Here is a 10,621-nt window from a genome sequence, read left to right as displayed (position 1 = left end):
ATCGAGATCGATGCCGTGGATCACCTGGATATCGCCATAGGCCTTGACGATCTGCCGGAGCTGGATGTTGGTCGCCATGGTGATCTCCTAAGTTTGGTAGCGGGCCGGAACCCAGCTGGAATACTTGGCGTGAGATGCCGCAAGCGGCAGCGCAATATCCGTTCCGACTTCCGAGGAATCATAGATCGCCGTTACCAGTTCCAGCGCCTGACGCGCATCAAGGGTGGTGACGGGCAGTGGTCCACCTCTGACGATCGCCTGGTGAAACAACCGCAATTGCGTGGTGTGCCGCGAAGGCACGAACTGCCAGTCCCTGAGCACGTCGGCGATGCGCTCGCCGATCGCAGGTGATTTCGGGATGATCTGCCAATCAGCCTCGCCAGGCCTGTATGGCGCATGATCGCTCTCGATGGTGAGATGCTCGAATGCGAGGCGTATGCGGGTCAACTGGTCTGCGGACCCGAGGGTGGCAGTGAGGGAAACTAGCGCACCACTGGCCATCTTGAGCGAGGCGGAAAGACAGTCTTCCACCTCAATCGGATTTACCCGCGTATCAACACGTCCGAACACCCGCTCCACCGGTCCCATGAGGTAGGTCATCATGTCATGGGGATGGATGGCATGCGCCATCAGCACGCCGCCAAGCTCGGTCGCCCACTTGCCGCGCCACGGTACGGCATAATAATCAGCACCGCGCTTCCAGAAGGTCTCCACCGTCCCGACATAGGGCTTACCCGCCAGTCCCGCATCGAGCACGGCCTTGGCCTGGGCTATGCCGTTGCCATAGCGATATTGAAACACCGGCATCAGCCTTCCCCGAGACTGCGCTTCGGCCGCAATGATGCGGTCGACATCTGCCAGCGATCCGACCAGCGGCTTCTCGCATACGACATGCTTGCCGGCGGCCAGCCCAGCCGAAACCTGCTGCAGGTGCAGGCCGGGAGGCGTGCAGATATCGACGACGTCGATATCCTCCATGGCCAGCAGCGCCTCGAAGGACGTGGTCCGGCGCGGCACGCCGAATTCATCGGCGACCTCGGCCAGTCGTTCCTCGTTGAGATCGCACAGCGCCACAACGTCAAAACAGTCGGCATTGGGCACGTAGCCTTCGACCAGATGCGTCCGCCCGGCCCCGCACCCGACGATGCCGACGCGCAGCTTTTTCGATCCGCTCAACGCTTCATCCCCGTCGTGGCAATGCCTTCGATCAGCAGCCGCTGAAAGGCGAGAAAGAAGATCATCACCGGCAGCAGCGTCAGGATCGACATGGCGAACATGGCGCCCCAATCGCTGTCGCCGGTCGCATCGGTGAAGGCGCGCAGGCCCAGCGTGACGGTGAAATTGCGGATGTCGCTGAGATAGACCAACGGCGCGAAGAAATCGTCCCAGGTCCAGATGAAGGTGAAGATAGCAGCAGTGGCCAGCACGGGCGTCGAGAGCGGCAAGAGAATCTTCCAATAGATGCGCCAGGCCGAACAGCCATCCATGATGGCCGCCTCGTCCAGTTCCTTGGGCAGGCCGCGGAAAAACTGCACCATGAGAAAAATGAAGAAGGCATCGGCTGCCAGGAATTTGGGCACCACCAAAGGTAGGAAGGTGTTCACCCAACCCAGATTGAAGAACATGACATATTGCGGGATCAGCGTGACCTGGCTGGGCAGCATCAGCGTGACCAGCATCAGCGCAAACCAGATATTGCGGCCGGGAAATTCGATACGGGCAAAGGCGAAGGCGGCCAGGGAACAGCTGATCAAATTGCCGATGATGCTGAGCACTGCGACGATCAGCGAATTGGTGAAGAACGTGCCAAAGCTGATCTGCAGCATGGTCCAGCCGCGCACATAGGAGTCAAAGCTCCACGCCGAAGGCCACAGACTGCCCGAACTGAATATTTCGGACTCTGGTCGCACCGAAGCGGAAAACATCCAGGCCAGCGGATAAAGCATGAGGATCGAGGCGGCGATCAGCAGAACATGCAGCGCGCCCTTGACCGTCCACGCACGCATTGAGGTGGTTCTAGTCGTCATAATGCACCCAGAACTTGGCGCTGAAGAAGGAGATGGCGGTGAACGCCGCGATGATCACGAGCAGGATCCAGGCCAATGCCGAAGCATAACCCATGCGGAAGAAGCCGAAGGCTTCCTGATAGAGGTAGAGCGTATAGAATAGTGTCGAATTGATTGGCCCGCCGCTCCCCGCCGAAATGACGAAGGACGGGGTAAAGGACTTGAAGGCGTCGATAGTCTGGATGATCAGGTTGAAAAACAGGACCGGCGTGATCATCGGCACGGTGATCTTGACGAACTGCCGCCATTTGCCCGCGCCGTCTATGCTGGCAGCCTCATAGAGATCGGACGGGATCTGCCGCAAGCCGGCGAGAAAGATGATCATCGGCGCGCCGAATTGCCAAACGCTGAGGATCACGAGGGTCCAGATCGAGTAGTTCGGATTGGAAATCCAGCTCGGCCCGGTAATGCCGAAATTGGCTAGCCCTATATTGATGAGCCCATCGCCCGCGAACAGCTGCCGCCACAGCATGGCTATGGCGACGCTCGCCCCGAGCAGGGAAGGCAGATAGAAGATCGCCCGATAAACCGAGAGCCCTTCAAGACCCTTGTTGAGCGCCACCGCGACAAGCAGTGCCAGCGCCAGCTTGATCGGCACCGAAAGCAGCACGAAAACGAAGGTTACGCGCATCGAGGCCATGAACTTGGGATCGGCCAGCAGGATTCGCGAATAATTGTCCGTGCCGAGCCAGTTCGGCGCCGTCAGCAGGTCGAAATCGGTGAATGACAGATAGAGCGAGACCACCGCGGGCACGACCGTCAGCAGTGTGAAGCCGATGAGCCAGGGAAAGAGGAAGGCGTAGCCGGCAAAGGCGCGACTGCGCGTGGCCTGCGATTGCCACCAGAAGGCATGACTTCGCCGGCCCGCCGGTGACGGCAGGATACCATTCTGGGTGATGTCGGTCATCGCCTGTCCTTTGACTATGGCGCCCGCCTGGCGCGAGGCCGGGCGGGCAGGAGGCGCCTATGCGCGGGCGAGAGCCTCGGCCATGCCGGCATGGAGGTCTGCGGCGCCCTGTTCGGGCGACTTGGCTTCGAAGGCCACTTCTTCGGAAATTGTGCCGAGAACGGTGGTCGCTTCGCCGGCGCCCTGTGGCGGAGCGGGCGGCAAGGGACCGATCAAGGCCGATATCGAGTCCAGATAGGAGACGGCCGCCTGCGAAGAAGCGTCCAGCGATGGCAGGATGGCTTCGCGGGTTTTCGGGTCTTCGGGCGCACCGCGCTCGACGCCGAGAATGGTCATGGCCTCAGGATCGTTGAGGAAGAAGTTGAGAAACTGGCCAGCCAGTTCGGGATTGGCGACTTTCGAGCTCAGGCTGAAATACATCGAAGGCTTGAGATACTGGCCCGGCTGGCCACCTTCGAGAACCGGCAGGCTGACCATGCCGAGCTGATCGGTATTTGCCTTCTGGTAGGCCACCAGCTGGTTGGATTGGGCTATGCCGGAAGCGGCCTTGCCGGTGGTAACGAGGCTGGTGTCCACATTGCCTTGCGACAGCGCCTGGACATCCGCGGGGACGCAGGCGCCCGACTTGCGCATCTCCGACCACATGGTGAACCAGGCAACGGCGTCCTCGACATCAAAGCCGAGCCCGCCTTCCGGCGCGTATTGGGCCTTGCCGCGCTGGCGCAGATAGGTTTCGAACGAAACCTCGTGGCCGCTGGCGTCCTGAGTGCCGTAAAAGCCCGAGCGCGGCGTCTTACTCGTAAGCTCGGCACTCAAAGCTGCGAACTCTTCCCAGGTCGTGCCGATCTGTGGCGCGGCCACGCCCGCCTCGTCCCAAGCCGTCTGGTTGAGGATCAGCCCACCAGTATTGGCGCCCAGGCTGATGCCATAGACCTTGCCGTCGACACGGCCGACGCCGATGCGGTCATCGGGCCAGTTCGACAGATCGATGGTCGAGCCAATCAGCTCGTCAAGCGGCAGCAGCACGCCGCGACCGGCATATTCGAAGATATAGCGGTAATCCATCTGGATGACATCGGGCGGGTTGCCGCCTGCGGTCTGGGTGGCCAACCAGGTCCAGTAATCGCCTCCGCCGGGCAGGCTCTGCCCGTCGATCTCAACGCCCGAATTGGCCGCCTTGAACAGGTCAATGATCTTGTTGGTGCGGTCAGCGCGTTCGGCATTGCCCCACCAGCTCATGCGCAGGCGGTTTTCTTGGGCCCAGGCGCCACGAACGCCGCTCATGCCTGCAATCGCCAGCATTGAGGTTCCGGCGATGAAGTGCCGTCTCGTCAGATTGAAGCTCATAAAGTCCTCCCTTTCGGCTGACATCTGAAATATCAGATATTAGCACAGAGTCAACTCTTGTATGGAAGTTGAGCGCGTAGCCGATTTGCAGCAGACTCGGGGACCGTCGAAGCGCAGCACACGAACAAAGCAATGCCTTTCGGCGAGTGCAGAGCGGAGGACAGGAGGCAGGCCGCGCGCGTTGACGTTAGCCCATTTAGCCGCAACTGCGGCAACGACTCCACGGGTTGTCGGGGAGCTCAGAGCCTAGAATTGTCCGCTATCGCCAGGTTGCATCCAAGAGCTGCCTGTCTGAATCCGGCCCCAATTCGGTCGACAGGGCAGGGGCCTCAAAGCCGGCTAGCCTCATAGCGTCACGTCAGGGCATACCCTGAGGTGACGTAACATGATGACCCCAGATCTCGTCACTTCGTGGTAGATGACCATCAAATGTTACGCTGGCGGCTTGACCCTAAAGCCTGGCGTTACACGCACGGCCAATGGCGCATTTGGGGCCGGTAGCGGACGGTCCGCTCTGGTGGGCTTTTCGGTGAAATCGGACATCTAAGGGCCATTCAATGGCCCCACATCGGCGCTCTCCACCCAGCATCAAGGGCTTCGCGCTCCGAGCAGAACCAGTACTCGCCTTTGTCGATGGAGATCTTGGTCCGCGCGTACCAAGGCGACCACGGAGCGTGGTAGATGTGCCCGTTCTCTGAGATATTGCCCTTGATCGGGCAGCCGTCTGGCGACTCCTGGGTCGCAACCTCCCACTTCGCGGCACGATAATCCCAAGGCGCCTGGTTTGCTGCTTGCCAGATCTGCACGCCTTTGTCGGCCGCGATTTCCTCATCTGCGGCGTAGTCCTCGGAATACCGTCTGAAGGCCCAGGCATAACCTTCCGAAACCATCGCGCGGTTTAGTTCGATACCGCCTACGGTGCAGACAGAAATCACACGGTCGTAGTCGTCCAATCCTCGATCGTCGCAATTTGGTACTGCGTCACCGATGAAGTACTCCAGCCGACGCGTCGCTTCATCGCCGCAACGCCAAGTGCCGCCGCTTGCGTCCCGGCAGGTCTGCCCAGCTTCCGGAGCATCGATGCCATGAAGTCGGAAGGTGGTGCCATCGATGCGAATGGTGTCGCCGTCCACCACCGTCACTTCGGCGGCTCGCACCGCCGTCGACAGGATCAGGATGAACGTCACGATAGCGGATGCGGCGATGAATCCTCGCCTCATTGCCCCTCCACCGCCGGACTGCTCCGGCGCACGCGGAGTTCTATTCGCCTGCGATCGCGTTCGTCGCCGGGACTGAGGCCATCGGAGAGGATGTCGCCAGGCAGTATCAACTGCGCCCCGGACAGCGGCACGATCTTCACCCCCGTGCCGCTGAACGCGCTCTCCAGAACCTTGGCCACCGCGATCGCACGGGCCAGCCCAAGGCCGGCATTGTCGACCGGCTTTAGGTCGCCGATCTCGGCACCACCGTTGAGCGCCGGTATGGCCAGCGTGTCCAACGTGGACCGCTGTGTACTGTTTATCGGCTGCTCGTCAGTGTGACCCACGACCTCGATCACATCGACGTCGTATCGAGCGAGCAGATCCAGCAGTTGCTGAACCGTCTCCGTTTCGAGCCTCGTCCTGAAATCCGTGGACAGCTCCGCACTGCTGGTCACGAACCTGAACTCGTCGCTGCCGAGCGTTATCATGGGTGGCCAGTCGTGGCCCGATGGAGCTGGGATAGCGTTCGTCGTCTGCTCGACACGGGTGACCACCTCGGTCAGCGTCAAGCCACGGTCGACCATGGCTTGGCCGATCTCCTGCGCGATCCTCAGTTCGCGCCAGGTCTCGTCGGGTATCGGCTTGTCAGCAAGGTTCGACGCGGGCAGGATCTCCTGCCATTGCTGGCGCTCGTCGCGCAGTCTCTCCAGCTCCGCGATATCCTTGGCCACGCGCTCCTGCTCTTCCGGCGATGCGGAAACTGCGCCGGCAGCCACCAGCTCGTTCACACGTTGCTCAGCGGCCGCAATCTTCTCCTGTTGCTCTTGGAGCAACGCGCTCGAAACGAGCAAGAGGCAGAACAGTAGAAGTAGCATCATCTCGGCCATGGTCAGGCCGAGGACGACACCACGCCGGTGGCCCCTTTCGCCTTCCAATAGATGTCCCGGCTCCGGGCGCCTCACGGTTGCTGGCCGTCTCGGCTGATGGGGGCTACTAGCGGCTCCACTGCCTCATCCGACCTGGGCGCTTCCCGTCGACCGAACATTCCGAGGAAACCACCTCGCTGCTGAGTGATGAGGCCCTGTAGCTCCTCAATCGAACGGGTCACGCGGGCGAGGTCGGTGGTCGCCGTATTCCGTTGAGCGTTCGACATCGCGACCTCATCCGCGAGGCGGTCGATGCTCTTGATCTGCTCGGTCATCCGCTGGAAGGCTTCGGAGATCGTCGACTGCAGGGCATCTACGGCGGGCTGCATCGTGACCTCGACGACTCTGCCGGGCGTCTGGGACAGGTCGAGCCGAGCCGCGAATGCCTCTGCCGCATTGGCCAGGGTCTCGGTCGCTTGTTCCAGTTTAGAGTTGACCCGATCCAAGGATTTCGATGTGCGGTCGAGCTGGCGCTTGATCTCGGGAGAAGCGAAATCCTCAGATATCTGGGCAGCAGTGCCTTCGACGCCGATCACTGCGGTGGCACGAATTGCGTCCACGGCCTCCGAGGCCGCCTTGCCCATGGAGACCAACTGGATCTTCGTCTCATCGAAGGTCTCCTGGGCCATCTGCTGGCTGCTGCGACGAAAGTGCGCCAGTTCATACTGGATACCATCCAGCTCACGCCGCACCTTCCGGGATGCCTCCGCCAAGTCGAGCCGCGAGGCCGCCTCGAATTCGATGGGATCGCGACGAACCTGATTAAACATGATGCGCAGGATTATACCGGCGATCGTCGAGGCCACGGCCACGCCGAAGTTCCGAATGATGTCATCGACGCCTCCGCTGGTGGAGTATTGGTACAGGGATGTACCGAGGCTCACCAACGTGAAGATGAAGCCCATGTAGTAGAAATTGTCGCCCGTCTGATCGCTGCGCAGCCGAAGCCCGCGAGCCATGACGATCATCGCTGCATAGCCGAGCATCAGCAGCACGGGCACAACGGTCACCACGACGCTGCTGAAACCTGAGGACTTCGCAGCGATGATGAACGCGACGCCCAGACCGGTGAAGATGCCGAAGACCACCGGTGCGGAATTGTCCGCCGCTCGCTCCACTGGTTTGGGACCCCTCATGGCGACACCCCCTGCAGATTGAGCCCGCGCTCGAACGCTCCGCCGTTGTCCCGGATCCAGTTGGCCCAGAACGTCGAGACCTCTGTTCCGTTGAACTCGTTGCCGCGACGCAATAGCCAGACTTCGACACGGGCGCCCGCCAAGTCCGTGCTGTACTCGGCAGCAGCCGGCGAGGCGAGATAGGCGTCGAAGTCCGGCCCGTAGCGGTACATCGAGAATGCGGGAGTATTTTCGAGAAGATCCGAAATGATCACCATGCGATTGGGGATCGACTTCGCCTGCGTGCTGCCTAGCCTTTCCACCGCCATCTGCTGGATGCCCGCCATGATCGGCGACGTGTCAGCCGGCTGGGCATGCAATGCCGCGTCCATGGCTGCCCTCAGTGGGCCGTCGAACCTCTCGTCCCACCGCTTCCGCGCCGCTTCAGGGTTGCCGGTCCAATGGTCCAGGTCCGAACCGTCGCCCGGACTGCAAAGGGAGAAGATAGAGGTCGTCCGCGCATCGCCGGGTTCGAGCGTTCGCAGCTCGAACAGTCCACCCTTGGGAAGCGTATCCGCCATAGCATTCAACTGGTTGAGAATATCGGCCTGCGCGATCGTGCCGACCGGGTCGGTGACGTCGACCAGTACAAGAACCTGTTCGGTCGGACCGGTCTTGGGACACATGGTATCGGCATCGCGCTCGGGGTTCGCCTGGAGAGCTCCCGTATAGAGCCAGCCGAACCCGACGGCGATCGCGACCAGGGCCGCGGCGCCGGCGATGGCCCAGCCCAGGGGGAATGCATCGGACTTGCGCGGGCTACGGCGGCTTCGAGGACGGCGGCTCATGGCTGGTCCGGGACGATGGTGTCGAGCTTGCGGTACTCGGCCAGTGCGTCGTCAAACTGCTTGCCGAGCGAGATGAAGATCGTGTCCACCTCGGACTGCGCCTGCGCGATGCCGGCTTTGAGGTCCGACGAATTCCACTCACCCTCCTTCGAGATCGAAACCGCGACGCGCGGCAACTGGTACGCCTCATTCCATCTCGACGGTACCGGCGTGCTTCGCTTGGCCACGTTCGCATCGCGATAGTCTCGCAGCAGGGCGTTGGCGGCTTTCTCGAGCTGAGCCTGATGGTCGTCGAACAGCGAGATCATCCGAGACCGGTGGCTCACGATCGCATCGTGCTCCACCCTCTGCTTGCCGAGATCTGCCCTCGATGTCGTCAGAAGCTCCTCTCCTTCCTTCCGGATGGCGCCCAACTCCTCGATCGCGACACGACGCATGTCGGCGTACTTGGCGCGCGCCGTCCTCAGCGCCTTGTCCACTCGCTGGTAGCCTGGATACACGTCGTGCATCATCACACCATCTATTACGGCGATGATGGAAAAGAGCACGCCGAGGCCGAACAGCAGCCACGATCGCAGGTCCTCCAGCCCCATCGGTTCGTTCAGCAAACGCTGTATGACCAGTTCACCAGCGCCCTCGGTGATAGCTCCCGACACTTCTCGATAATGGGCCAGAGCGAGATTCAGGCCGATCAGGCAGGCGAAGTAGGCGAGCAACGACAAGAAGCCGAACAGCTTCAGCAGCAAGTTCCGATGGTTCATATATGGAATGGCGAAGATACCGAACATCAATGCCACTCCCACGTTGAGCAGGGCGAAGATCAAAGCCTCCACGATGCCGCCCACGAGACCCAGCTCGCTGCCCTTGCTCAGAAGCTCGCCGTTCGTGAAGAGCTCGACGAGGACCAGCACCACGATCAGGGCCCATTTGAAGAAGCTGGACCGCGGAGTGCCGATCTTGGCCGGCCGGTCCAGCCCGTGTTTCTTCTGGAAGGTTGCGGACCACTTCTCCGCCGCGGTCAGATCGCGGCGCAGTCCATGTAGGTCGTCGACACCCGTCTGGAGCTCCTGCTTCAGGTCGGATAGCCCGCCCATAGCAGCTGACTTTATGTTGGAGAAATGCGCATCGAAGTCCAGGTCAATCAGACGCTGGCGAAAGCCCGCGAGATGGTTTTCGAGGGCTTCATGGGAACGCTTCTGCGCGGCGGCGACGTGTTCGATGATTTCTGCCTCGACGGCGTCGAAAGAAATGCTGTCGGTCGGAGGCTGATTGTCGCCCCCTCTTGATTGGCCACGCTTGGCCAACTGCATCTCCTTAGACAGGCGCTGCGTGTCGATGTCCGGAAAGGTCTCGGCGGTCGGACGATAGGTATGCGCCGGTCGCGATATGAGACCGCGCAGCCGATCCAATGATTGAAACATGGCGCCCCAGCCCTCTTTTCCCTAAGTCGTATCGGGCCAAGGCGCTTAGGCGCAAGAAGGTTCTCACCGAAACCCGCGCCAAACACTCGACTCCCGCCCGATCCGACGCCAAAGTGACTTTGGGGGGACGCATGGCGAAACGACGACAATCCTTTGCGGGTTGGGTCATCATCGGACTGATCGTGCTGGGCATCTCGCAATTCGCGAAAAGCTCTGACGGGTCGGCACCGAGTCCGACGCCGACGCAGATGCGAACGCAGCCGTCGTTGCCGACTACAACGGTCGCCGTTCCCACCCAACACGCCGCTGAGATTCGCTACGTCACCGCAACATCGTTGAACGTGCGTCGCGAGCCGGGCACATCAGCCGAAGTTATCTCATCGTTACCCCAGGGCGCCGGGGTCGACGTTCTCGATCGGCGAAACGGTTGGCTGCTGGTAAGCATCTCGTCGACCCAGTCGGGCTGGGTGTCGGAACAGTACACCGCCTCCAGCAAGCCGCAGCCGCGCTACACGCCGCCTGCACCGATATCCCAGCCGACCCAGAGCGCTGCGGGCCTTTCATGTAGTCCGAGGCGCACATGCAGTCAGATCGGTAGCTGCAGCGTTGCCCAGTGGTATCGACAGAACTGCTCCTGGGGTGGTCGGCTGGATCGAGATAACGATGGCCTGGCGTGCGAGACGCTGTGTTAGTTCGGGACTCCTCCGATCGCAACTGATGACACTCAACCATTTTGGGGCCGAAGGCGGACTGGCGGCTCCTGGTACACTATCGTCAGTAGCGGACTAC

10 protein-coding genes are annotated in these 10,621 nt (G+C 61.2%); 1 reads left to right on the top strand and 9 read right to left on the bottom strand.

What is annotated here, in order from left to right; translation table 11 throughout:
• Positions 1-87: 87 nt before the first annotated feature.
• The 9 genes from ACLI1C_RS15475 to ACLI1C_RS15435 form a co-directional block, all read right to left on the bottom strand.
• On the bottom strand, positions 88-1,176 hold the full coding sequence (locus tag ACLI1C_RS15475) for a Gfo/Idh/MocA family protein (RefSeq protein WP_411398164.1): 1,089 nt from the start codon (positions 1,174-1,176) through the stop codon (positions 88-90).
• Positions 1,173-2,006 (bottom strand): carbohydrate ABC transporter permease, encoded by an 834-nt coding sequence (locus ACLI1C_RS15470; protein ID WP_411398162.1) that lies wholly within the window; start codon positions 2,004-2,006, stop codon positions 1,173-1,175. Before ACLI1C_RS15470 ends, ACLI1C_RS15475 begins: the two co-directional genes overlap by 4 nt.
• A 10-nt stretch (positions 2,007-2,016) precedes the next feature.
• Positions 2,017-2,973 carry a carbohydrate ABC transporter permease gene (locus ACLI1C_RS15465; RefSeq protein WP_411398160.1) on the bottom strand — a complete coding sequence of 319 codons (957 nt, stop codon included), beginning with the start codon at positions 2,971-2,973 and terminating at the stop codon, positions 2,017-2,019.
• Between the two features lie 57 nt (positions 2,974-3,030).
• Positions 3,031-4,320, bottom strand: coding sequence for an ABC transporter substrate-binding protein (locus ACLI1C_RS15460; protein ID WP_411398158.1), 1,290 nt, complete (start codon positions 4,318-4,320; stop codon positions 3,031-3,033).
• A gap of 554 nt (positions 4,321-4,874) precedes the next feature.
• Positions 4,875-5,540 (bottom strand): thermonuclease family protein, encoded by a 666-nt coding sequence (locus ACLI1C_RS15455; protein WP_411398157.1) that lies wholly within the window; start codon positions 5,538-5,540, stop codon positions 4,875-4,877.
• On the bottom strand, positions 5,537-6,409 hold the full coding sequence (locus ACLI1C_RS15450) for a hypothetical protein (RefSeq protein WP_411398156.1): 873 nt from the start codon (positions 6,407-6,409) through the stop codon (positions 5,537-5,539). The genes ACLI1C_RS15455 and ACLI1C_RS15450 overlap by 4 nt, the downstream gene beginning before the upstream one ends.
• A 71-nt stretch (positions 6,410-6,480) precedes the next feature.
• Entirely contained in the window at positions 6,481-7,584 is a 1,104-nt protein-coding gene (locus ACLI1C_RS15445; RefSeq protein WP_411398154.1) for a hypothetical protein, read from the bottom strand.
• A complete protein-coding gene (locus ACLI1C_RS15440) occupies positions 7,581-8,411 on the bottom strand; it encodes a hypothetical protein (RefSeq protein WP_411398152.1) in 831 nt (276 codons plus the stop codon). Before ACLI1C_RS15440 ends, ACLI1C_RS15445 begins: the two co-directional genes overlap by 4 nt.
• Complete coding sequence (locus ACLI1C_RS15435; protein WP_411398150.1) at positions 8,408-9,832, bottom strand: hypothetical protein; 1,425 nt, start codon at positions 9,830-9,832, stop codon at positions 8,408-8,410. Before ACLI1C_RS15435 ends, ACLI1C_RS15440 begins: the two co-directional genes overlap by 4 nt.
• On the opposite strand from ACLI1C_RS15435, the gene ACLI1C_RS15430 reads away from it, so the two are divergent.
• Positions 9,820-10,524, top strand: a complete 705-nt coding sequence (locus ACLI1C_RS15430; RefSeq protein ID WP_411398148.1) for an SH3 domain-containing protein — start codon at positions 9,820-9,822, stop codon at positions 10,522-10,524. The genes ACLI1C_RS15435 and ACLI1C_RS15430 overlap by 13 nt on opposite strands.
• Positions 10,525-10,621: the final 97 nt, after the last annotated feature.

Source organism: Devosia sp. XGJD_8 (assembly GCF_046614475.1).
Classification (GTDB): Bacteria; Pseudomonadota; Alphaproteobacteria; order Rhizobiales; family Devosiaceae; genus Devosia.
The sequence above is the reverse complement of the archived record's forward strand: the minus strand, read 5'-3'. Positions and strand labels throughout refer to the sequence as shown.

Excerpts from the sequence above, each read along its gene's own strand:
- ACLI1C_RS15465 (WP_411398160.1), bottom strand. The coding sequence starts at position 2,973 with ATGACCGACATCACCCAGAATGGTATCCTGCCGTCACCGGCGGGCCGG.
- ACLI1C_RS15460 (WP_411398158.1), bottom strand. The coding sequence starts at position 4,320 with ATGAGCTTCAATCTGACGAGACGGCACTTCATCGCCGGAACCTCAATG.
- ACLI1C_RS15470 (WP_411398162.1), bottom strand. The coding sequence starts at position 2,006 with ATGCGTGCGTGGACGGTCAAGGGCGCGCTGCATGTTCTGCTGATCGCC.
- ACLI1C_RS15450 (WP_411398156.1), bottom strand. The coding sequence starts at position 6,409 with ATGGCCGAGATGATGCTACTTCTACTGTTCTGCCTCTTGCTCGTTTCG.
- ACLI1C_RS15435 (WP_411398150.1), bottom strand. The coding sequence starts at position 9,832 with ATGTTTCAATCATTGGATCGGCTGCGCGGTCTCATATCGCGACCGGCG.
- ACLI1C_RS15430 (WP_411398148.1), top strand. The coding sequence starts at position 9,820 with ATGATTGAAACATGGCGCCCCAGCCCTCTTTTCCCTAAGTCGTATCGG.
- ACLI1C_RS15455 (WP_411398157.1), bottom strand. The coding sequence starts at position 5,540 with ATGAGGCGAGGATTCATCGCCGCATCCGCTATCGTGACGTTCATCCTG.
- ACLI1C_RS15440 (WP_411398152.1), bottom strand. The coding sequence starts at position 8,411 with ATGAGCCGCCGTCCTCGAAGCCGCCGTAGCCCGCGCAAGTCCGATGCA.
- ACLI1C_RS15445 (WP_411398154.1), bottom strand. The coding sequence starts at position 7,584 with ATGAGGGGTCCCAAACCAGTGGAGCGAGCGGCGGACAATTCCGCACCG.